20 protein-coding genes are annotated in these 21391 nt (G+C 74.9%); 4 read left to right on the forward strand and 16 right to left on the reverse strand.

The features are described 5' to 3' along the window. Positions 1 to 24: 24 nt before the first annotated feature. The 6 genes from FZ988_RS01640 to sigE form a co-directional block, all read right to left on the reverse strand. The gene (locus FZ988_RS01640; protein ID WP_149202251.1) at positions 25 to 591 is read right to left on the reverse strand and encodes a 2'-5' RNA ligase family protein; all 567 of its coding nucleotides are present in this window, start codon (positions 589 to 591) and stop codon (positions 25 to 27) included. Next, positions 588 to 1640 (reverse strand): tryptophan--tRNA ligase, encoded by a 1053-nt coding sequence (gene trpS, locus FZ988_RS01645; RefSeq protein ID WP_246169156.1) that lies wholly within the window; start codon positions 1638 to 1640, stop codon positions 588 to 590. The genes FZ988_RS01640 and trpS overlap by 4 nt, the downstream gene beginning before the upstream one ends. Before the next feature lie 113 nt (positions 1641 to 1753). After that, on the reverse strand, positions 1754 to 2167 hold the full coding sequence (locus FZ988_RS01650) for a twin-arginine translocase TatA/TatE family subunit (RefSeq protein WP_149202253.1): 414 nt from the start codon (positions 2165 to 2167) through the stop codon (positions 1754 to 1756). A gap of 85 nt (positions 2168 to 2252) precedes the next feature. Beyond that, complete coding sequence (locus FZ988_RS01655; RefSeq protein WP_149202254.1) at positions 2253 to 3698, reverse strand: S1C family serine protease; 1446 nt, start codon at positions 3696 to 3698, stop codon at positions 2253 to 2255. Continuing rightward, positions 3686 to 4717 carry a zf-HC2 domain-containing protein gene (locus FZ988_RS01660; RefSeq protein WP_246169079.1) on the reverse strand — a complete coding sequence of 344 codons (1032 nt, stop codon included), beginning with the start codon at positions 4715 to 4717 and terminating at the stop codon, positions 3686 to 3688. The genes FZ988_RS01655 and FZ988_RS01660 overlap by 13 nt, the downstream gene beginning before the upstream one ends. Continuing rightward, positions 4714 to 5289, reverse strand: coding sequence for an RNA polymerase sigma factor SigE (gene sigE / locus FZ988_RS01665; RefSeq protein ID WP_246169157.1), 576 nt, complete (start codon positions 5287 to 5289; stop codon positions 4714 to 4716). The genes FZ988_RS01660 and sigE overlap by 4 nt, the downstream gene beginning before the upstream one ends. Before the next feature lie 304 nt (positions 5290 to 5593). Between sigE and FZ988_RS01670 the strand changes: the two genes are divergently transcribed. Then, entirely contained in the window at positions 5594 to 6226 is a 633-nt protein-coding gene (locus FZ988_RS01670; RefSeq protein WP_281287145.1) for an O-methyltransferase, read from the forward strand. A gap of 80 nt (positions 6227 to 6306) precedes the next feature. On the opposite strand, the gene FZ988_RS01675 is transcribed toward FZ988_RS01670, so the two are convergent. The 6 genes from FZ988_RS01675 to dapE form a co-directional block, all read right to left on the reverse strand. After that, positions 6307 to 7980: a leucyl aminopeptidase family protein gene (locus FZ988_RS01675; RefSeq protein ID WP_342781111.1), complete on the reverse strand. Its 1674-nt coding sequence runs from the start codon at positions 7978 to 7980 to the stop codon at positions 6307 to 6309. An 8-nt stretch (positions 7981 to 7988) separates the two neighbouring features. Next, positions 7989 to 8156 (reverse strand): DUF3117 domain-containing protein, encoded by a 168-nt coding sequence (locus FZ988_RS01680; protein WP_081802811.1) that lies wholly within the window; start codon positions 8154 to 8156, stop codon positions 7989 to 7991. 203 nt (positions 8157 to 8359) lie between these two features. Then, entirely contained in the window at positions 8360 to 9592 is a 1233-nt protein-coding gene (locus FZ988_RS01685; RefSeq protein WP_149202256.1) for a hypothetical protein, read from the reverse strand. Further along, positions 9589 to 10551 (reverse strand): dihydropteroate synthase, encoded by a 963-nt coding sequence (gene folP, locus FZ988_RS01690; protein WP_246169082.1) that lies wholly within the window; start codon positions 10549 to 10551, stop codon positions 9589 to 9591. Before folP ends, FZ988_RS01685 begins: the two co-directional genes overlap by 4 nt. Then, positions 10548 to 11378: an LOG family protein gene (locus tag FZ988_RS01695; protein WP_149202257.1), complete on the reverse strand. Its 831-nt coding sequence runs from the start codon at positions 11376 to 11378 to the stop codon at positions 10548 to 10550. The genes folP and FZ988_RS01695 overlap by 4 nt, the downstream gene beginning before the upstream one ends. A gap of 10 nt (positions 11379 to 11388) precedes the next feature. Continuing rightward, positions 11389 to 12483, reverse strand: a complete 1095-nt coding sequence (gene dapE, locus FZ988_RS01700) for a succinyl-diaminopimelate desuccinylase (protein ID WP_149202258.1) — start codon at positions 12481 to 12483, stop codon at positions 11389 to 11391. Between the two features lie 73 nt (positions 12484 to 12556). On the opposite strand from dapE, the gene dapD reads away from it, so the two are divergent. Together dapD and FZ988_RS01710 are read left to right on the forward strand one after the other, a co-directional pair. Beyond that, positions 12557 to 13540 (forward strand): 2,3,4,5-tetrahydropyridine-2,6-dicarboxylate N-succinyltransferase, encoded by a 984-nt coding sequence (gene dapD, locus FZ988_RS01705; protein WP_149202259.1) that lies wholly within the window; start codon positions 12557 to 12559, stop codon positions 13538 to 13540. 10 nt (positions 13541 to 13550) lie between these two features. Then, positions 13551 to 14444 carry a hypothetical protein gene (locus FZ988_RS01710; protein ID WP_149202260.1) on the forward strand — a complete coding sequence of 298 codons (894 nt, stop codon included), beginning with the start codon at positions 13551 to 13553 and terminating at the stop codon, positions 14442 to 14444. A 56-nt stretch (positions 14445 to 14500) separates the two neighbouring features. Here FZ988_RS01710 and FZ988_RS01715 read toward each other — a convergent pair whose 3' ends face one another. The 3 genes from FZ988_RS01715 to fdxA form a co-directional block, all read right to left on the reverse strand. After that, positions 14501 to 15799: a citrate synthase gene (locus FZ988_RS01715; RefSeq protein ID WP_149202261.1), complete on the reverse strand. Its 1299-nt coding sequence runs from the start codon at positions 15797 to 15799 to the stop codon at positions 14501 to 14503. Between the two features lie 257 nt (positions 15800 to 16056). Further along, positions 16057 to 17184: a succinyldiaminopimelate transaminase gene (gene dapC / locus FZ988_RS01720; RefSeq protein WP_223145006.1), complete on the reverse strand. Its 1128-nt coding sequence runs from the start codon at positions 17182 to 17184 to the stop codon at positions 16057 to 16059. Positions 17185 to 17222: 38 nt separating this feature from the next. Then, positions 17223 to 17549, reverse strand: coding sequence for a ferredoxin (gene fdxA / locus FZ988_RS01725; RefSeq protein WP_149202262.1), 327 nt, complete (start codon positions 17547 to 17549; stop codon positions 17223 to 17225). Positions 17550 to 17645: 96 nt separating this feature from the next. Here fdxA and FZ988_RS01730 point away from each other — a divergent pair, with 96 nt between their 5' ends. Beyond that, positions 17646 to 17870, forward strand: a complete 225-nt coding sequence (locus tag FZ988_RS01730) for a putative acetyltransferase (protein ID WP_149202263.1) — start codon at positions 17646 to 17648, stop codon at positions 17868 to 17870. A gap of 38 nt (positions 17871 to 17908) precedes the next feature. Here FZ988_RS01730 and FZ988_RS01735 read toward each other — a convergent pair whose 3' ends face one another. Further along, complete coding sequence (locus tag FZ988_RS01735) at positions 17909 to 21343, reverse strand: VanW family protein (RefSeq protein ID WP_149202264.1); 3435 nt, start codon at positions 21341 to 21343, stop codon at positions 17909 to 17911. Positions 21344 to 21391: the final 48 nt, after the last annotated feature.

Raw genomic sequence — 21391 nt, forward strand, 5'->3', positions numbered from 1 at the left:
ACGCCGCCTGCACCGCGGCGGCGGTCAGCGGGCCGGCTCGGCCACGGGTGCGGTGCCCGTGAGCGGGAAGTCGCGGACGACCCGCCAGACGCCGTCGTCGCCGTGCTCGAACACGTGGATGCTGTCCACGAGGAAGCGTGCGTCGAAGTCGGCGAGCTCGTCGAACGCACGGTCGAGCGCGTCCTGGGGCACGTCGTGGGCGACCGTGACGTGCGGGTGGTAGTTGAACCGCAGCTCCTGCGCGAGCGGCCCGCGCCGCACCGAGCGCTCGAGCCGCTCGCACTCCGCGATGCCCTGCACCACCTGGACGAACACGACCGCGGACACCGGCCGGAACGTGCCCGTCCCCCGCAGGTGGAGCGTGAACGGCGCATGGGCCCTGCCGACCGCCGTGAGGTGGTCGCCGACCTCGGCGAGCCGGCCGGGCTCCACGACCGTGGGGCCGACGAGCGTCACGTGCGGCGGGATGTCCTGGGCGAGCGGGTCGCCGAAGCCCGCGCGAGCGCGCTGGAGCTGGGGCCCGAACGGTGCCGGAACCTGCAGGGCGACGCCGATCCGTACCTGGTCGCCCACGCGCTCGGGAAGGTTCATCCGCGCCGCCCGCGCGCGGGGAGCAGGCCGATCGTGTCGTAGACCCGTGCGAGCGTCTCGCGCGCGATCGTGCGGGCCCGCTCCGCGCCGTCGGCGAGCACGTCGTCGAGCAGCGCCGGGTTGTCGAGGTAGCCGTGCACGCGCTCCTGGAACGGCGTCAGGAACGCGACGACGACGTCCGCGAGGTCGTTCTTCAGGTCGCCGTACCCCTTGCCCTCGTAGTCCTGCACGACGTCGGTGACAGGACGACCGCTGAGGGCCGAGAAGATCGTCAGGAGGTTCGCGATGCCGGGCTTCGCGTCGACGTCGTACCGGATCTCCCGCTCCGCGTCCGTGACGGCCGAGCGGATGCGCTTCGCCACGACCTTCGGGTCGTCGAGCAGCTCGATCAGACCGTTGGGCGACGACGCCGTCTTGCTCATCTTCGCCGTCGGGTCCTGGAGGTCGTAGATCTTCGCGGTCGCCTTGACGATGTGCGCCTCGGGCACCACGAACGTGCGGCCGAACCGGGAGTTGACCCGCTGCGCCAGGTCACGCGTGATCTCGAGGTGCTGACGCTGGTCCTCGCCCACGGGCACGAGTGCCGCGTCGTACAGCAGGATGTCCGCCGCCATGAGGACGGGGTACGTGAAGAGGCCGACGGTCGTGCCCTCGGCGCCCTGCTTGGCGGACTTGTCCTTGAACTGGGTCATGCGGGAGGCCTCGCCGAAGCCCGTGTAGCAGGACAGCACCCAGGCGAGCTCCGCGTGCTCGTGCACGTGGCTCTGGACGAACAGCACGGACCGTGCCGGGTCCACGCCCGCGGCGAGGTACTGCGCGGCCGTGCGGCGCGTGCGCTCGCGCAGCTGCTTCGGGTCCGGGGCCACGGTGAGGGCGTGGAGGTCCACGACGGTGTACAGCGCGTCGTACTCGTCCTGGAGGGCCACCCAGCTCGTCAGCGCGCCCAGGTAGTTGCCGAGGTGCAGCGAGTCCGACGTCGGCTGCATGCCCGAGAGGATCCGCCTCCCCCGCGCGGTGGGCGCCGCGGGCCCGGTGGTCTTCGCTGACATGGACGAGGCGGGGTCGGACATGCTGAGCATTCTGGCAGGTTCGGCGCCGTGCCCCGAACCGGGCGACGAGGCGGTCGCGGAGCGCCTGGGCGGCCGCGTCCCGATGGGCTCGCTCAGGTCGCCTCGTCGTCGAACGGCGCCGCCTCGGGGGCGCCGGCGACGGCGCGGGACGCACCGCCGGCGCCGCCGGTCGCACCGGTCCCCGCAGCAGCCGAGGCCGCCGTCGTCGTGTACCGCCGTCCGCCGGCTGACGTCACCGCGGGCGCGGGCGCCGGGTCCTCGAGGAGGGCGTCCCGGACGATCCGGCGCGGGTCGTAGCGGCGCGGGTCGAGGGAGGCCCAGTCGACGTCCGCCGCCTCCTCGCCGAGCTCGGCCGCGACGCGCTCCTTGGCCGAGCCGATCATGCGGCGCAGGGTGCGGACCCACCCCGCGAGCTGCTCGGCGTACCTGGGCAGCCTCTCGGGGCCCACCACGACGAGGGCCACGAGCATCAGCACGAGCAGCTCGGCCCCGTTGATCCCCAGCACCGGGTCAGCGTAACCCGCTGCCCCGGCGGGCGGTTCGCCCGGTCAGCCCGCCGACGGCCGCGGGCCCGCTGCACCGGCTGCGGGCTCAGTCGCTCGTGAACTCGTCGAGCACGACGCGCACGTCGCGGTCCTCGTCGCCCGTGCGCACGGTGAGGGTCACCGCGTCGCCCGGCGCCTTCGCCCGGATCGCCACGATGAGCTCGTCGGCCTGCGTCACCGGCCGCCCGTCGATCGCGACGATGACGTCCCCGGGCACGATGCCCGCCTTCTCGGCAGGCCCGCCCGGCGTCACCGGCTGCTGACCGTTCTGCGCCTCGGACAGGACCTGGACGCCCTCGCCCTCGTACCGCTGGTCGAGGAGGACGCCGATCACCGGGTAGGTCGCCCGGCCCGTCTCGATGAGCTCCTCGGCTGTGCGCCGCACCTGGTTGGACGGGATCGCGAAGCCGAGGCCGATGCTCCCGGTCGCCGCCGCCGCCCCCGGCGTCTGCGCGATCGCCGAGTTGATCCCGATGACCTCGCCGTCCGCGTTGACGAGCGGTCCGCCCGAGTTCCCAGGGTTGATCGCGGCGTCCGTCTGGATCGCGTTGATGAAGGCCGTGTCCGTCGCGCTGCCTGCCGACACCGGTCGGTTGAGCGCACTGACGATGCCCGTCGTGACGGTCCCCTGGAGCCCCAGCGGTGCGCCGACGGCGACGACAGGGTCGCCCACGACGACGCCGTCCGAGTCGCCCAGAAGGAGGGGCGTCAGGCCCTCGCGCTCGACCTTGATGACCGCGAGGTCGTACTCCGACGTGCGTCCGACGACCTCGGCGGCCTCCTCGGTCCCGTCCGCGAACACCACGACGATCTCGGCGTCGTCACCCGCGGCCGCGACCACGTGGTTGTTCGTCAGGATGTAGCCGTCCTCACGCAGCACGAAGCCGGAGCCGGTGCCCTCGCCCTGCGCGGACCGCACCTCGATCGAGACGACGCTCGGGAGCACGGCCCCGGCGATCGCCGCGACGCCCCTGAGCTCGCCGACGTCCTCGGCACCGACGACCTCCGGGAGCGCGGCGTCCGAGGGCCGGCTGTCGAGCACGCGCTCGGCGAGGACACCTCCCGCGCCGCCCGCGAGGAGCGAGAGCACCACGAGCGGGACGGCCCACACCGCGCTGAGGGCGCGCCGAGGGCGCCGAGGGGCGCGCTCGGGCACCGGGCGACCCCAGCTGTCCGTCGGGCCCTGGGGGAACAGCACGCCTGGCAGGTCCGCCGCCGGGGACGAGGCGTCGCTCCCCCGGGTGCCCGTCTCGTCGCCCGGGAGGGTCGTCTCCTCGAGCTGGACGTAGCCGGGCCGGTACGGCTGCGGCGAGGCCACCTGTCGCTCCACGGGCGGCTCCGGCAGCCGGGACTGCGGGGACGACGCCTCCGCAGACCGCGGCTCCGGGGCCCGAGGCTCCGGCGTCGCGGCGCCGGGGACGGGCGCGTCGGCCGACCGGTACGTCGACGGAGGGGCGAAGGGGTTGGTCGGCTCGGTGCTCACGGCTCCCATGTTCCCGCGAGGACCTCGAAGCCGCGTGAGATGCGTGCCGTGAGGCCGTCGTCGTAGTCCTGCTGAGGGTAGGCGGCGACGAGCTCGTCGAGCGCGTCCGACGGCGCCTCGGCGACCACGCTGACGACGCTGTCGCCCGACTGCCACACGCCGTGCCACGGCGCCGTCGACAGCACGTGCACGGTCCGCGAGCCGAGCGTGACCTGCTCCGCGGTCTGGGCCACCGCGGGATCGAGGCGACCGCGCTCCTCGGTCACGACGATGAAGCCGGCCTCGCCCACGAGGTCGACCTCGACGGCGCGCGACCCGTCGACGCCCTCCCACAGGCCCACGACCTGGTATCCCTGCGGAAGCACGTCCGGCGCCGCCCAGCCGTGCTCGGCCATCCAGGCGAGCGCCTCGTCGGGCGGCGTCGCGGTGGCCTGGTCCGCCCACGCCCCCGGCACGAGCGCGGCGTTCTGCGCCGCCGTGCGGGTCACGGTCGCGGAGCCGCCCGGGACGACGCTCGCCGACTGGTGCGTGGAGGTGCTCGCCCGGCCCAGCAGCGTCAGCGCGTGCGCCGGGTGCGCCTCGGGCACGACCGGTGGCTGCGCGCCGAGGGACACGAGGCCGACGACCGCGACCCCGACGCCGGTGGTCGCGGCGACGAGCCAGCGGCCGGGCACGTGGCGGCGGCGGACCAGGTCGCCGGTGAGGCAGTCGGCCGGCAGGCGGCGCCGGTCGTCGCTGCCGGGCAGGGGGACCGAGTCACCCATGAAGCGCGTGTCACGCCGCGGCGGCTGGCCCTGCTGGCCCTGGGCCGGGCAGGCGCCGAGCGCGAGCAGGCGTGCCGTGAGGTCGGGTGCGATCGGCACCTCGAACGCGGCGGAGAGCGCTCGCCTCGCGGCGCGCGCCGCGTCGAGCTCGCGGCGGCACTCCGGGCAGCCCGCCACGTGCGCGAGCGCACGGTCCGCGGCGTCCGGGGACAGCTGACCGTCCGCCAGCGCGCTGATCTGCGACCCGAGGTGCGTCACGCTCACGCCTCCCAGGGGGCCGGGTCCGCCGGCGCGAGCGCCACCGCCTCCGGCGCCCGGTGCGCGAGGGACTCCCGGAGCTGCGCACGCGCCCGGTGGATGCGCGAGCGGACGGTGCCGAGCTTGATGCCGAGCGTGACCGCGATCTCCTCGTAGGAGAGGCCCTCGATGTCGCACAGGACCACCGCCGCGCGGAACTCCGGCGAGAGCGCGTCGAGGGCGCGCTGGACGTCGTGGTCGAGGTTCGCGTGCTCGAAGCCGCGCTCGGGCGTGCCGTCCCCGACCGTCCCCGGGACCCGCTCGGCGTCGTCGCCGAGCGGTTCCATGCGGATCCGCTTGCGTCGGCGCACCTGGTCGAGGAACAGGTTCGTCGTGATGCGGTGCAGCCAGCCCTCGAAGGTCCCGGGCGTGTACGAGGAGAGCGACCTGAACACGCGGACGAACGTCTCCTGCGTGAGGTCCTCGGCGTCGTGCTGGTTGCCCGTGAGCCGGTAGGCGAGGCGGTAGACGCGCGCCGAGTGGTCGGTGACGATCTGCTCCCAGGAGGGCGGCACGTAGACCTCGGTGCCCGCGGGCACGCTCGTCGGGGCCGTCCCCGTCGCGGGTCCGTCCCCGTCCGTCGCGGGGCGTCGCCCACGCAGTACGGTTCGCAAGAGTCGTGCGCCTCCTGATGTCAGCCCCGGCGGGGCACACCCAGTGTCCCAGTCCTGGACAACCGTGGGAACGCGCGAGCCGTTCCCGGTGTTCCCGGCGCGTGTCGGCGAACCTGGCGCGCGCGTCCCCGGCCACCTGCCCGGCCCGCGCGGACCTGCGGCGATAGCATCGAGCCACCTGTGCACGACCCGCTCGCACGCCCGTCCACGACTGCCCCGGGAGGCCGCCATCTCCACCGACAAGTCCGCCAGCTGGGCCCACTGCGAGGACTTCCGGACGGCCGACGAGGTGCTCCTGCGCGCGACGGACCGCGCGGCCCAGCTCGGCTGCGGTGCGGTCTCACCGGGGACGGGCGCCCTGCTCCAGGTCGTCGCGGCCGCGCTCCGGGCGTCGGCCGTCGTGGAGATCGGCACCGGCGCGGGGGTGTCGGGCCTGTGGCTGCTGCGCGGCATGTCGCCCGACGGAGTCCTGACGACGATCGACGCCGAGGCCGAGCACCAGCGTGCCGCCAAGGAGGCCTTCCGTGAGGCGGGGATCCGCCCGACCCGGGCGCGCACCATCACGGGCCGCGCGCTCGAGGTGCTCCCCCGGCTCACCGACGGCGGTTACGACCTGGTCCTGGCCGACGGCGACCCGCTCGAGCTCGCAGAGCACGTCGAGCAGGGCCTGCGTCTGCTCCGGCCGGGCGGGGTGCTCGCCGTCGCGCACGCCCTCGCGGGCGACCGCACGCCCGACCCGGCGCGACGCGACCCGGTGACGACCGCCCTGCGCGAGGTCACGCGCGCCCTGCGGGAGGACGACCGGGTGGTGCCGTCGCTGGTCCCGAGCGGCGACGGGCTGCTGCTCGCCGCACGGCGCTGACGCCCGTCGGCGGTCGCTGACGCCCGTCGGCGGTCCCTGAGGGCCTCTGGCGCCGCTCGGCGCGGCGCCGGGACCGAAGGTCAGCGCAGCAGCGTGAGCCAGCGCAGGAGCGCTCGTGCCCCGAAGCCCGTCGCGCCCTCGGTGACCTCGTGGGCCGTCGCCGCAGCGCGCGCCGGCCCTGCGATGTCGAGGTGCGCCCAGCGCCGGCCACCCGTGAAGTGCTCGAGGAAGAGCGCGGCCGTGATGGAGCCCCCGCCGATGTGCGGGTCGTCCGTCACGTGACGCAGGTCGGCGATCGTCGAGCGCGTCGCGGACCGGTACTCGTTCACGAGCGGCATGCGCCACAGCGGCTCCCCCGCCTCGGCGCCCGCCTCCTCGAGCGAGCGCGCCAGGCCCTCGTCGGCGCTGTACAGGGCCGCGTACTGCTTGCCCAGGCCCAGGGTCGCCGCGCCCGTGAGGGTGGCGACGTCGATCAGCAGGTCCGGGTCGAGGTCGGCCACCGCGTGGCTCAGCGCGTCGGCGAGCACGAGGCGGCCCTCGGCGTCGGTGTTCGCGATCTCGACCGTGGTGCCGTCGTACATCCGCAGCACGTCGCCTGGCCGGTAGGACGAGCCACCGAAGGCGTTCTCGGCGAGCGGGAGCACGGCTGTGACGCGGTGGCGAACGCCCGCGCTCGCCGCCGCGAGGACCGTGGCGAGCGCGACGGCCGCCCCGGTCATGTCGGTCTTCATGGGCACCATCGCCTCGCGGGGCTTGATGGACAGCCCGCCCGTGTCGTAGGTGATCCCCTTGCCGACGAGCACGACGTGCCGCGCGCCGACGGGCCGGGCCCGACCGGTCCCGCGCGCGGCGGGACGGCGGGCACCCGCGTCCGGCTCGTACCTGACGGTCACGAGCCGGGGGCCGTGCGCCGAGCCGGAGCCGACCGCGAGGATCCCGCCGAACCCGCGGTCGGCGAGGGCCTGCGGCTCGAGGACCTCGACGGTGAGTCCCGCGTCCTGCGCGAGCTCGGACGCACGGTCGGCGAACCAGGCAGGCGTCTTCGTGTCGGACGGGGTCGCGGCGAGGGTCCGCACGAGCCAGGTGGCCTGGGCGGCGATGCGACCCGCGACGACCGCTGCGTCCGGGTAGCGGCCGAGCAGCACGAGCGAGCGGGCCGCGGCGGGCGCCGGGGACCCGGTCGCCCGGCTCGGGTGCCGGTAGGAGCCGAGGACGTACCCCTCGACGAGCGCGGCGGTGCCCTCGGCACCGCCGTCGGCACCGACGGTCGTCACGACGGTGCGCAGGCCGCGGGTCGCACGTGCGACCGCGGCGCCCGCCCGGCGCAGGTCACGCGGGGTCCCGCTGCCGACGCCCACGATGACGAGCCGGGGCGGCAGGCCCGCCCAGGGAAGCCGGGCGTCCGGGGCGGTCGCCCGGGGAAGCTGGACGGTGTGCGCCTCGCCCGGCGCTCCGTGCAGGTCGAGGCGGTCGGCCAGGTCGGCGAGGTCGACGCCGTAGCGTGCGGCGGCGTCCGCGGTGCCCGCGCGGGGCTGGACGCCCTCCTCGCCGTCGTCGCCCTCGGCGGGCGGGGCGACGGGAAGGACGAGGGCGTCGACCTCCGGCTCGGCGAGCAGCGTGCTCGTCGCCACGGAGCCGCGGACGACCTCGAGGTGCGGCAGCTCGGGGAGGAGCGTGCTCAGCCGCCGCGAGCCCTGCTCACGACGCAGTGCCGGTGCGGCGACGCGACGCCGGCTCGGGGACGCTGACGCCACGGTGCCCCTCAGCTGACGACGGAGGTCAGCGCCTCGCCCAGCTCGCTCGCCTCGGTCGCGTTGAGCTCGACGACCAGGCGGCCGCCACCCTCGAGCGGGACGCGCATGACGATGCCACGCCCCTCCTTGGTGACCTCGAGCGGCCCGTCGCCGGTCCTCGGCTTCATCGCGGCCATCGGTGGCTCCTCCGTGTCGGTCTGTCCCGGCCTCCCCGCGCCCGGTCGCGCGCCACCGGCACGGGCCGGGGGTGCTCGCGCTGAACGGCGGGAGGGACGGATGTCCGAGATCAGTCTAGTTCACCCGCCGTGCTCGCCGGGACCCGCCGGCCGCGATCCGGGACGCGCACCCGGGCGGAGCCGGGGCCCGCGGGGGTCCGGGGCTAGGGAGGCCAGCCGGAGGGCGGGACCAGGCGCCACAGCAGCGCTACCCAGGCGACCTGCCCGAGCACCCCGACCACGACCATCGCCGCGAGCGCGGTGCGAGGCAGCCGCGACCGGAGGGCGACGAGCGCGAGCACCCCCGCGACCGGCCAGGCGAGCAGGCTGAAGCGGACGAGGCTCGTCCCCGGCTCGACCACCAGCAGGAGGTAGGCGACGTAGCCGGCCGACCACCCCTGGAGCTCGGGGCCGAGGCGGGCCATGGGGCGGGTCGCGACCGCGAGCGCCGCGACGCCCACGAGGAGCACCAGCACGACCGGGCCCCACGAGCCGAGCAGCCAGCGCGCGACGTCGAGCCACGGCAGCAGCGGGACCACCTCGTCCCGACCTCGCCACGCGGCCTGCGTCTGCCCGTAGGCGTCGAGCTCCCCCGTGACGAGGCCGCAGACCGCGGGCCAGAGCACGCCCGAGGCGAGAGCAGCCAGGAGCAGCACCGCTCCCCCGACCCGCTCGGGCCGGGGCCACGCAGCGCCCGCGCGCGCCTGCCGCCACCGGACCACCAGGTGCGCGACGACGGCGACGGCGACGGGCAGCGCGACGGCGCGCGTCAGCCCGAGCGCGAGGACGAGCGGGAGCGCCGCCCCGTACCGCCGCACGACGAGGCACCACAGCGTCGCAGCCAGGAGGAGGAGCGCGAGCGACTCCGTGTACCCGACCTGGAGGACCGGCGCCGACGCCCAGACGGACAGGAGCGCGACCGTCGCGAGCGGCAGGGTCTGCACGACGCCCGCCCCCGTCCCGCCAGGCACCGCCGGTCCCGGTCCGCCCGGGCGCGCGAGCGCCGCGGCGACCGTCCGGTGGACCACGAGCATCGCGGCCGCGCCCAGGACGAGCGCGAGCGTCGGCGCCACAACCTCCCAGGGCGCACCCGTCACCTGCATGAGGAGGCGGCACAGGGCCGGGAAGAGAGGGAAGAACGCCCACGGGTTCTGCTGGACGAGGCCGTCCGCGCCCCGCGGCAGCTCGCCCGGGTATCCCGTCTCGGCGATCGAGCGGTACCAGCTCGCGTCCCACATGAGCCCCGTGTACTGCGCGTACGACGGCGCCGCGGGCGTCCAGAGGTTCGCCTCCTGCGTGCGCGCGACGGCCATCAGGATCACGGCGCTCACGATCCGCGCGGCCGCGTAGACGCCGAGCACCTTGAGCCACCAGGGTGCGCGGGCGACAGCGCTCACACGAGGCCGCGCACGGCGCGCACCGGTGGGCGGTCCCCGCGCAGGACCGCGACCATCTCGACGGTGCGCCGTGTCGCGCGCACGTCGTGCGCCCGGAAGACGCTCGCGCCCAGCCACGCCGCGACCGCCGTGGCGGCGAGCGTCCCCTCGAGGCGCTCGTCGACGGGCAGCCCGAGGGACTCCCCGACGAAGTCCTTGCGGCTGAGCGCCATGAGGACGGGGAAGCCGAGCGCGACGAGGTCAGGCGTGCGGCGCGTGAGGTGGAGCGAGTGCCAGGTGGTCTTCCCGAAGTCGTGCGTGGGGTCCACCAGGACGGAGCCCGGGTCGACGCCCGCGCGGACCGCGCGCGCCGCGGCGGCCGCGAGCGTGGCGAGGACGTCCACGAGCACGCCGTCGAGCGGGTCGGCCTCGGCACCCGCATCGGGGTCAGCGTCCGCGTCCGGCTCTGGGGCAGGCACGTACTGCGGCCGGAGCGGGTCGGTGCGCGGGGGCAGCCCACCCGTGTGCGAGCAGACGAGGCCGGCACCGGCGGCGGCGGCGACGTGCGCGAGCGCCGGGTCGTGCCCGGCCCACGTGTCGTTGACGAGGTCCGCGCCCGCGGCCGTCACGGCCTCGGCCACCTCGGCCCGCCACGTGTCGACGCTGATGGGCAGGTCCGGGAACGCGGCTCGGACCCGCCTGACGACCGGCAGCACGCGGTCGATCTCCTCCTCGACGCCGACCTCGGCGCCGCGACCCGCGCGGACCCCGCCGATGTCCACGAGGTCCGCCCCGTCGGCGACGGCACGCGCGACGGCCGCGAGCGCCGCGTCCTCGTCGCCGGCGCGGGCGGCGGGGTAGAACGAGTCGGGCGTGCGGTTGACGACGGCCATGACGGCGGCACGGTCCGGGGCCAGCACCCGGCCGCGCAGCCGCAGCGGCACCCCCGCCGTCGGCGGCAGACCTGTCCCGCCGGTCACCGCTCGCGCGAGGCCTGCTCGGCCTCCTGCTCGGCCGCAGCGTTCGCCGCGACGGCGGCCTCCTCCTCGGCACGCAGCTGGGCGTCCCGCTCGGCCACGAGCTCGACGGCCTCCCTCGGGTCGTCCACGAGCTGGATGAGGTCGAGGTCCTTCGCGCTGACGGTCCCGTGGTCGACGACCGGTCCGCGGAGCCAGTCGAGCAGGCCGCTCCAGTAGCTCGTGCCGACGAGCACGATCGGGAACTCCGTGACCTTGTGGGTCTGGACGAGGGTCAGGGACTCGAAGAGCTCGTCGAAGGTGCCGAACCCGCCGGGCAGCACGATGAAGCCCTGGGCGTACTTGACGAACATGGTCTTGCGGGCGAAGAAGTAGCGGAAGTTGACGCCGAGGTCGACCCACTGGTTCATGCCCTGCTCGAAGGGCAGCTCGATCCCGAGGCCGATCGACAGGCCGCCGGCCTCGTTGGCGCCGCGGTTGGCGGCCTCCATGATCCCCGGGCCACCGCCCGTGATCACGGCGTAGCCGGCCTCGACGAGCCCGCGGCCCACCTGGACACCGAGCTCGTACTCCGGCTGGTCGGGCTTGGTCCTGGCCGATCCGAAGACGCTCACGGCGGGGCCGACCTCGGCGAGCGCGCCGAAGCCCTCGACGAACTCGCTCTGGATGCGCATGACCCGCCACGGGTCGGCGTGGACCCAGTCCGCCCCGCCGCCGCGGGCGAGCAGGTTCTGGTCGCTCGTCGTCACCGGCACCTGGCCGCGGCGCAGCAGCACCGGGCCCCTGCGGTAGCCGTTCGTTGCGGGACGTCCTGGGATGTGCGCGGTCATGCGTCCGACTCTAGGAGGTGAGCCACGCCCGGAGCCCGGCGAAGCAGCCCGTGATCTGGTCCACCGGGCACCGCTCGTCGTCCGCATGCGCGAGCGTGGGGTCGCCGGGGCCGAAGTTCACCGCGGGGACACCGAGCTCGGTGAAGCGCGCGACGTCCGTCCACCCCTCCTTGGCCGCCGGGGGGCGGCCCGTCAGGCCCGTGACGGCGGCCGCGAACGCCGCGGCGGCGGGGTGGTCGAGGCCCGGCCTGGCGCCCGGCGCGGCGTCGGTCACCCGGACGTCATAGCCCTCGAAGAGGTCGCGGACGTGCGCCACCGCCTCGTCGAGCGACCGTGCGGGCGCGAACCGGTAGTTGACGGTGACGACGCACTCGTCGGGGATGACGTTGCCGGCGATGCCGCCCCGGATCCCGACGGCGTTGAGCCCTTCGCGGTAGACGAGGCCGTCGACGTCGACCGCACGCGGGGAGTAGGCCGCGAGCCGAGCGAGCAGCGGCGCCGCACCGTGGATCGCATTGACCCCGAGCCACGCGCGACCGGAGTGCGCGGCGCGACCGGGCACGCGGACCTCCGCGCGCAGCGTGCCGTTGCAGCCGCCCTCGAGCGCACCCGCCGTCGGCTCGCAGAGCACCGCGAAGTCGCCCGAGACCCAGTCCGGGTGGTTCCGCACCAGGCGGCCCAGGCCGTTGCGGTCCGCCTCGACCTCCTCCTGGTCGTAGAACACCCACGTGACGTCCCGGGTCGGCGCGGTGAGCGTCGCCGCGAGCGCGAGCTGCACCGCGACGCCGGCCTTCATGTCGACGGTGCCGCGGCCCCACAGCTCGGTGACGCCCGACGCGTCCGTGCGCAGCTCGGTCGGCAGGTTGCCCGCGACGGGGACGGTGTCGAGGTGCCCGGCGACGACGACGCGCTCGGACCGACCCAGTGCGGTCCGAGCGACGAGGGCGTCGCCGTCGCGCAGCACCTCGAGGTGGTCGAGGCCACGCAGAGCCTGGTCGACCGCGTCGGCGAGGCGCCGCTCGTCGCCGCTCACCGACTCGGTGTCGCACAGGGCGCGGGCCAGCTCGACGAGGTCGCCGGTGAGGTTGAGGACGGGGTCGGCCATGCCCGCGACCCTAGTCCGCGGCGCGGCGCGCCAGGCGTGGGGGGCCGCACCCCGGACATCTAGGCTGGCCCGCATGACTGATCGCACCGCCTGGGGCCACGGCCTGGCCACGCTGACGGACGACGGCACGGTCCTCGACGTCTGGTACCCGGAGCCGGTGCTGGGCACGGCGGACGACGCCGACCCCGACGCCGCCGCGCGGGCCGCGTCGCTGCGTGGGCGGCTCGAGGCCCTCGAGGGCGCCGACGTCGCGCGCGGGGTGCGCACCTCGACGGTGACGACGCGGATCGACCTCGACGCCCCGCCGTCGTCCACGGCCGACGCCTACCTGCGCCTGCACCTGCTCTCGCACCGCCTCGTCGCTCCCCACGGGCAGAACCTCGACGGCATCTTCGGCGTGCTGCCCAACGTCGTGTGGACGGACCGGGGCCCGTGCGCGGTCGAGGGCTTCGAGGAGACGCGCCTGCGCCTGCGGGCCGCCCACGGCACGGCACCGACGGTGCACGGCGTCGACAAGTTCCCGCGGATGGTCGACTACGTGCTGCCCTCGGGCGTCCGCATCGCCGACGCCGACCGCGTACGCCTCGGCGCGCACCTCGCGGAGGGCACCACCGTGATGCACGAGGGCTTCGTCAACTTCAACGCGGGGACCCTCGGCGTGTCGATGGTCGAGGGTCGCATCTCGGCGGGCGTCGTCGTCGGCGACGGCAGCGACGTCGGCGGGGGCGCCTCGATCATGGGGACGCTCTCGGGGGGCGGGCGCACCGTCATCAGCATCGGGCGGCGGTCGCTGCTCGGCGCGAACTCGGGCCTCGGCATCCCCCTCGGTGACGACTGCGTCGTCGAGGCAGGCCTGTACGTCACGGCCGGCACCAAGGTCACGGTCGTCGGCGCCGGGAGCGCGACGGACGGTGCGGACCGCACGGTCGTGGCGGCTCGCGAGCTGGCCGGCCAGGACGGCCTGCTGTTCCGCCGCAACTCGCTCACCGGGGTCGTCGAGGTGCTCGCGCGCGCGGGTCACGGCATCGTGCTCAACCCGGACCTCCACGCGAACTGAGGCGGACGTGATGGCACTCTCCCGCGCAGCCCGTCGGCGTCGCGCCGGCGTGCGGGCCGTGGCGGGCACCGTCGCGTTCTCGGCCGTCGTCGTCGGCGGCGGGATCGGTGTCGCCGCCTGGCTCGGAAGGTCCGACGAGGCTCCGGCCGACGCGCGGTGCGAGGCGGTCCTCGACGGCACGTCCTGGTACCTCGAGCCCGACCAGGCCGAGACCGCCGCGCTCATCTCGGCGACGAGCCTGCGCCGGGGCCTGCCGGCGCGCGCGACGACCATCGCGATCGCCACGGGCCTCCAGGAGTCGACCCTGCGCAACATCGACCACGGCGACCGGGACTCGGTCGGGATCTTCCAGCAGCGCCCGTCGCAGGGCTGGGGAACCGTCGAGCAGATCATGGACCCCGTGTACTCGACGAACGCCTTCTACGACGCGCTCGTCGACGTCGACGGGTACCAGGACCTGCCTGTGACCGAGGCGGCGCAGGCCGTCCAGCGCTCGGGGTTCCCGGACGCCTATGCCCAGCACGAGGCGCGCGCGCGGGCCTGGGCGTCGGCGATGTACGGCTACACCGGTGCGGCCGTGACCTGCACGCTCCCGGAGCCGGACGGTGCGGGGGACGCCGCGAGCGTGGTCGCACGCGTCGAGCGGGACTTCAACGGACTGGGTGCGAGCGTGCCGCAGGACGGGGTGGTGCAGATCGACGCCTCGCCGATGGCTGCGGCACCCGAGGACGCGGACCGGCTCGCGTGGGCCGTCGCCCACTGGGCGGTCTCGGTCGCGTCGCCCCTGGACATCGCGACGGTCCAGCACGGCGACCGGACCTGGGACAGGTCCACGGGCCGGTGGGTGCGGACCGAGGGCGAGCCGGCCGGCGCCGGGCTCGTCCTGGTCACCGTCGCGAGCTGAGGCGGTACCGCACGAGCCGTCCGCCGTCGGCTGCCCCGGTCAGAGGACGGCGGTCGTCAGCGGCCGTCCATCTCGACGTAGTCGCGCGACGTCGGGCCCGTGTAGATCTGCCGCGGGCGGCCGATCTTGGTCGCCGGGTCGCGCATCATCTCGCGCCACTGGGCGATCCAGCCCGGCATGCGCCCGACGGCGAAGAGCGGCGTGAACATGTTGGTCGGGAAGCCCATGGCCTTGTAGAGCAGGCCGGTGTAGAAGTCGACGTTGGGGTAGAGCTTGCGCTCGATGAAGTACTCGTCGTTGAGCGCGATCTCCTCGAGCCGCATCGCGATGTCGAGCATCTCGTCACGCTTGCCGAGCTTCGACAGGACCTCGTCCGCGGCCTTCTTCACGATCGCTGCGCGCGGGTCGTAGTTCTTGTACACCCGGTGGCCGAAGCCCATGAGGCGGACGCCCTGCTCCTTGTTCTTGACGCGCCGCATGAACTCCGTGGCGTCGCCGCCGCCCGCCTGGATGTCCGTGAGCATCTGCAGCACGGCCTCGTTGGCGCCGCCGTGGAGCGGGCCGGACAGGGCGTTGATCCCTGCGGAGACCGAGGCGTAGAGGTTCGCGTGGCTCGAGCCGACGATGCGCACCGTCGACGTCGAGCAGTTCTGCTCGTGGTCGGCGTGCAGGAGCAGGAGGACGTCGAGCGCCTTGACCATCGTCGGGTCCACGTCGTACGGGGTCCCGTTCGGCTGGAACGCCATGCGCAGGAAGTCGGCGACGTAGCCGCGGCCCTGGTCCGGGCCGATCATCTGCTGGCCGAGCGCGCGACGGTGGGCGTACGCGGCGATCGTGGGCGCCTTGGCGAGCAGCAGCACGGTGGCGAGCTCGACGGTCTCGGGGTCGAACGGGTCGACGCTCTCCGGGTAGTAGCCCGGCAGGGCGGACACGGCGCTCGACAGGACCGCCATCGGGTGCGCGTTGGTGGGGAACGCGCCGATGAGGGCCTTGAAGTTGTCATGCAGGTGCGTGTGGCGCTCGACGCGCTCGATCCACGCGGACAGGGCGTCAGCCGACGGCAGCTCACCGTGCGTGAGGAGGTACGCGACCTCGAGGAACGAGGACTTCTCGGCGAGCTGCTCGATGGGGTAGCCGCGGTAGAGCAGCACTCCCTGGTCGCCGTCGATGTAGGTGATCTCGGACTCGCAGGAGGCGGTGTTCATGAACCCCGGGTCCACGGTGACCAGACCGGTCTCCTTCAGCAGCGACGAGACGACGATCCCGTCGTTGCCGATGGACGCCTCCACGACCGGGAGCTCGAGCGTTCGCTCCCCGGTGCGCAGCTCCACCGGAGCGGTGGTGGTGTCGATCATGCTTCCTCCTTGCGGACCCGGCGTGCCGGGCGAAACCCCTGGGTGAGGCCCGAACGCGCTGGGTGGGCGTCGTCGGCCACGAAGACCGTACCTGCGAGTTGAGGCGTCGACCCACTCAACCATGGGTAGAACGTCCCGATCTGAGCGTGATCCCGGTCACACCGCGCGTCGTCGGCGGCGTCTGCCACGGGTCAAGGCCCAGTAAAGCAGATGCTTGGCTTATGCGATGACGGGTTCTTGCCCCGCGGACGCGGACGTCATGCCCCCGACAGCCGGGCGGCCGCACGGGCCACGTCGTCGTCCGACGCGGTGAGCGCCATGCGGACGTGACGCGCGCCCGACGGCCCGTAGAACGCGCCCGGCGCGACGAGCACCCCCAGGTCCGCGAGGTCGGCGACGGTCTGCCAGCAGTCCTGGCCGGGGCCCGCCGCACGCGCCCACAGGTAGAGGCCCGCCGGTGAGGCGTCGACCTCCAGCCCCGCCTGCTCGACCGCGGCCAGCAGGGCCGTGCGCCGCCGACGGTACCTGGCGCGCTGCTCGTCGACGTGGGCGTCGTCGTCGAGCGCCGCGACCATCGCGGCCTGCACCGGGCCCGGAACCATCATCCCCGCGTGCTTGCGCACCTCGAGGAGACGACCGACGAGCTGCGGGTCGCCCGCGACGAACGCCGCCCGGTACCCGGCGAGGTTGGACTGCTTGGACAGCGAGTGCACGGCGAGCAGGCCCTCGTGGCTGGGGCCGCACACGCGCGGGTCGAGGATGCTCGGCACACCACCCGACGCCCACGGCTCGTCCCAGGCCAGGAGCGCGTAGCACTCGTCCGAGGCGACCACGGCGCCGATCCGCCGGGCGGCGTCCACGACCTCCCGCAGCTCGTCGACGCCCAGGACCTGGCCCGTCGGGTTGCCGGGCGAGTTGAGCCACACGAGGCGGACGTCGTCCCGGCCGGCCCACGCCGTGACGTCGTCCGCGGGCAGGGGCGAGGCGCCCGCGAACCGCGCGCCGACGTCGTACGTCGGGTATGCGACCTCGGGGTGCACGACGACATCGCCCGGTCCCAGGCCCAGCAGCGACGGGAGCCAGGCCACCAGCTCCTTCGACCCGACCGTGGGCAGCACCGCACCCGGGTCGAGGGACGGCACCCCCCTGCGCCGGGCGAACCACGCGGCGACCGCCTCACGCAGCGCGGCGGTCCCGTGCGTCGTCGGGTAGCCCGGTGCGTCGGCCGCGGCCGCGAGCGCGGCACGCACGACCTGGGGCGTCGGGTCGACGGGGGTGCCGACCGAGAGGTCGACGATGCCGTCGGGGTGGGCCCGGGCGCGCTCGGCGAACGGGGTCAGGGCGTCCCACGGGAAGTCGGGAAGGCCCTGCAGCTGGAGACCCATGCGGGTGCGCGGGGGCGTGCGGGCGCCGGCGGACCGCGTCAGGCCGGGGTGCTCTGCGGCGGGAGCGCGGCGACGATCGGGTGGTCGTGGTCGATCTCGCCGAGCTTCGCGGCACCGCCGGGCGAGCCGAGCACGTCGAAGAACTCGACGTTCGCGCGGTAGTACTCGCTCCACTGCTCCGGGACGTCGTCCTCGTAGTAGATGGCCTCGACGGGGCACACCGGCTCGCACGCACCGCAGTCGACGCACTCGTCCGGGTGGATGTACAGCGAGCGCTTGCCCTCGTAGATGCAGTCGACCGGACACTCCTCGATGCAGGCCTTGTCCTTGACGTCGACGCAGGGCTGAGCGATCACGTAAGTCACGGGGGTCCCTCCACGAAGCGCATCGGCACCCTCTCGGGCGCGCAAGGCTCCTAGTATCCCCCACGTGAGCCGGTGCGCGACGGAAGGAGCCGCCCTGTGAGCGACCCGTGGACGTCATGGCCCGTCGGTGCGCGCGTCGTCGTGCGTCGACGCCTGGCGGACGGCAGGTACAGCGACGTCCTGGGCGACCTGCTCGCGACCGACGCGGCGGGGGTCCGCGTGCGCACCCGAGCCGGGGACGTGGACGTGCCCGGTGCGGAGATCGCGATCGGCAAGCTCGTGCCCCCGGCGCCCCCGCGACGCCCGCCCCGCGCGACCTGAGGGTCAGCCCGCGGGAGCCGGGCCGCGCGCCCTGAGGGTCAGCCCGCGGGAGCCGGGCCGCAGATGACCTGGTTCTGCGGCTTGTACCGGACCGTCCACGACTCGTTGTCCTGCTCCACGCCCTGGAGCAGGGTGCGGCGGGACACGGTCACGGTGAAGCCGGAGTTGCCGGCCGACTGCGGCTCGCACGTCGGGGACTGCGAGTACACCGTGGTCGGCGCCGTGACGCCCGAGCGGCCGCTCGTCGACGTCTCGACCGTCCAGTGCGGCGTGCTCCACACCCGGACGTGCACCCGTCCGCCCTCCACCCAGGCCTGCATGAGCGCGCCGTAGGGCGTGTTGTTGAGCCACTGCATGTCGAGGACGCCGGTGAAGATGGTGGCCTCGCGGCCCTCCGGGTAGCGCGAGAACCACTCGCTGTGCGGGTGGTGCTCCACGTCCTCGTAGCCCGCGAAGAACGCGGCGTTGTACGTGGTGGTGGAGATCTGCGAGAGCCCGCCGCCCCACGCGTCGGTGTGCTCGCCGCTCACGATCGCACCCGCCTGCACGTACCCGTGCGCGGCGTCGATCGGCCCGAGCACCTCGGTCAGGCTGAACGTCTCCCCGGGGCGGATCAGCGTCCCGTTGATCTTGCTCGCGCCGTTGATGATGTTCTGGGTCCGTCGGGGCTCGCTATTCAGCGGCGTGGAGAACTCGGAGACGACCTGCGTGATGCCGAGCGCCTCGAGTGCCGCGGTCGACTCCGCCGGGTCGGTCGAGACGAGCTCGACGCGGGCCGTGCGGTCGCTCGTGGTGCCCGCGGTCGCCACGGCGGAGGCCAGCGCGGCGGGGTCGAGCGTGGTGCCAGGGGTGCCTGGCACGATGACCGGCGCCCCGTTCTCGAAGGCGAAGGTTGCGTCCGACGGCGCCGTCAGCAGGTTCGTCGTGCGCGCGGTGACCGCCTCGACGAGCGTGGCACCGTCCATCTGCAGCACGAGCTCGTCACCCTCCGGCACGAACGACGCGGCTGCGGCGAGGACGTCCACCGGGAGCTCGGCCAGCTGGTCGGCGACCGACACGACGACGGGTGCGCCCGTGAGCGGCCGCGCGAGCTCCGTGAGCGCGCGGTCGACGGCGTCCTGCGTGATGGACGGGGCGGTGACCTCGGTCGGCAGCTCGACGGGCCGGGAGGCAGTGAGCCACCCGTCCCGGAGGATCTGCGCGGTCTGCTCCTCGTCGACGGCCAGGCCGTCGACTGCCGGTGTCGACTCGGGCTGGCCGTCGACCAGGACGACGGTCCCGTCGACGGGCTCCAGGACGAGGGCTGCCGCGACCTCCTCGACCGCCACGGTGAGCGCGGCCTCGTCGACGTCGGTCACCGGGTCCACGGTCCCCGCGCCGAACAGGTGGTGCCACAGGCGCACGGGCTGCAGGTCGAAGCCCGTGACCGAGGCGACCGTCGCCTCCGCGTCGAGCACCAGCCCCGCCTGAGACGGGTCGAACGTGGTGCGCTTCTCCCCGGCCGCGACGGGTACGGGTTCCGTGGTGGCGGTCTCGAGCGACGTCTCCAGGAGGGCGACCGCCTCGTCCGCGGGGAGGCCACCGATCTCCACACCGGCGACCACGGTGTCGGTCGGGACCCTGTCGGACCAGAACCACAGGACGCCCACGTAGGCGCCGCCGAGCACGACGAGGAGGGTCGCGACGACGCCGAGGACGCGTGGCCACCTGCGCCGGCGCTCCTCCTCCGGGAAGACGTCGATCGGGGACGCTGAGGCGTCGGCCACCGCGTCCGAGTCGCGCGACGGGCGCACCGAGGTGCGGGGCGGCGGAGGTGTCGCGGCGGCCGGCGCGGCGGCCGGCGCGTGCATGGGCGCGGCGGCCTGCGCCGCCGGCGCGTCCGTGGGGGTCGGTGCCGGTGCTGCGCTGGTCGACGCGACGGACGCGGTCCGCTCCAGGACCTCCGTGCGGTCGGTCGTGCCGGGTCCGTCGGGCGTGAACGACGTGACAGCCGGCACTGCTCCGTTCGGCTCCGGCGGCGGCGTGTCCGAGACGCGGCGCACGGGGATGGGGGTCCGGACCGGGACGCCGGGGACGCCGGGCACCTCGACCGGCATCTCCGCCTCGGTGGAGGCGCCGATCGGGGTGGAGGCGCCGATCGGCTCGGGCGCACCCTGGACCTCCGGCGGGGCCCCAGCCGCGGGGGCGTCCTCGGCCGGCACGGCGGGCATGACGAGCGTCGCGGACGACCACGGCTGGGGCTGCCACGAGACGCTCGGCGGCGCTGGGTCGCGCGGGGGTTCGGGTGTCGCCTCGGTAGGCGCCGCGGGGGTTGCCTGCTCAGGTGCCGGGGGCGGGGTCGGTGGGGTCAGCGGGGCCGCAGGGGTCGCCTCGGACGGGTCCGGCTCCGGCGCGGCGGGCGGCGGAGGCGGCGGGGGCTGCCACGACGGTGCGGGTGCGGGCTCTGGCTCGAGTGCGGCAGGCACGTCGGAGGCGGGCGGCGCCGACGCGGGTGCAGGGGCTGGCGGGGTTGCGGACCCCGGCGCCGGTGAGAGCTCAGCCTCGGTCTCGGGCGAAGGCGCGTCGGTCTCGGGCGAAGGCGCGTCGGTCAGCGGAGCGTCCGCTGCGACGCCGACGCCGTGGTCACGCGCGTGGACCGACGGAGCGGCGGCCGCGGGCGTGTCGGGACCCGTCTCCGCGGGTGCGATGGCCGGCTCGGGCGCCGCATCCACCGGCGGTCCGTCGGGTGCGGAGACGTCCGGCACCGACATCTGCTCCGGCCGAGGCCGCTCGTGGTGGTCGGTGGCCACGTGGTGCTCGGCGGCGTCCTGCGCCGGTGCGTCGGGCAGGGCGGGCACAGCGGGCACGTCGGGCACGGCGTCCTGCGCGGGCACGTCCTGCGCGGGCGCGTCCTGCGCGGGCACATCGGGCAGGGCCGGCACGGCGTCCTGCGCAGGCGCCTCGGACACCTCGTCCTGCTCGGTCGCCTCGTCCCGTGCCGGCACGTCGTCGTCGTGGGCCGGCACCTCGTCCTGCCCGGGCGCGTCGTCCAGCCCAGGGGCGTCGTCCTGCCCGGGCGCGTCGTCCAGCCCAGGCGCGTCGTCCTGAGCAGGTGTCTCGTGCTCAGCGGGCGCGTCGTCCTGTGCGGGTGCGCCCTCCTGCGCGGGGACGTCGCGCTGCACGGGCTGGTCGGGCGCGGGCGTCTGGGCGACCTCGTCGTGCGCGTCGGCCGCCTCCGCATCTGCGGGGGTGCGCGTGTCGTCGCCCGCGGAATCGTCCGTCGGCGGGCCCGCGGGGGCCGTGACGTCCGCGGCCTCGTCCGGAAGATCGGTCACATCGGCGTCGTCGGCCACGCCGTCAGCGTCGTGCGCAGCCTCGTCCGAGGCCGGTGCCGGCTCGACAGCGGCGTCGGCGTCCCCACCTGGTTCCGGAGCGGCCACCGGGGCCTCGGTCACATCGTCGTCGACGACGTCCTTCTCCGGTCCCTGCGTCATCGGATCCGCTCTCCCCTGCCCGCTGCGGCGAGCACGTCGCCCACCGGG

This window comes from Actinotalea subterranea, from assembly GCF_008364845.1.
Classification (GTDB): Bacteria; Actinomycetota; Actinomycetes; order Actinomycetales; family Cellulomonadaceae; genus Actinotalea; species Actinotalea subterranea.

Bases quoted from the DNA above. Each gene is read 5' to 3' on its own strand.
- dapC (WP_223145006.1), bottom strand. From the start codon at position 17,184: ATGGGTCTCCAGCTGCAGGGCCTTCCCGACTTCCCGTGGGACGCCCTG.
- trpS (WP_246169156.1), bottom strand. From the start codon at position 1,640: ATGTCAGCGAAGACCACCGGGCCCGCGGCGCCCACCGCGCGGGGGAGG.
- FZ988_RS01710 (WP_149202260.1), top strand. From the start codon at position 13,551: ATGGCACTCTCCCGCGCAGCCCGTCGGCGTCGCGCCGGCGTGCGGGCC.
- FZ988_RS01695 (WP_149202257.1), bottom strand. From the start codon at position 11,378: ATGACCGCGCACATCCCAGGACGTCCCGCAACGAACGGCTACCGCAGG.
- FZ988_RS01715 (WP_149202261.1), bottom strand. From the start codon at position 15,799: ATGATCGACACCACCACCGCTCCGGTGGAGCTGCGCACCGGGGAGCGA.
- FZ988_RS01640 (WP_149202251.1), bottom strand. From the start codon at position 591: ATGAACCTTCCCGAGCGCGTGGGCGACCAGGTACGGATCGGCGTCGCC.
- FZ988_RS01735 (WP_149202264.1), bottom strand. From the start codon at position 21,343: ATGACGCAGGGACCGGAGAAGGACGTCGTCGACGACGATGTGACCGAG.
- dapE (WP_149202258.1), bottom strand. From the start codon at position 12,483: ATGGCCGACCCCGTCCTCAACCTCACCGGCGACCTCGTCGAGCTGGCC.
- FZ988_RS01655 (WP_149202254.1), bottom strand. From the start codon at position 3,698: ATGGGAGCCGTGAGCACCGAGCCGACCAACCCCTTCGCCCCTCCGTCG.
- dapD (WP_149202259.1), top strand. From the start codon at position 12,557: ATGACTGATCGCACCGCCTGGGGCCACGGCCTGGCCACGCTGACGGAC.
- FZ988_RS01680 (WP_081802811.1), bottom strand. From the start codon at position 8,156: ATGGCCGCGATGAAGCCGAGGACCGGCGACGGGCCGCTCGAGGTCACC.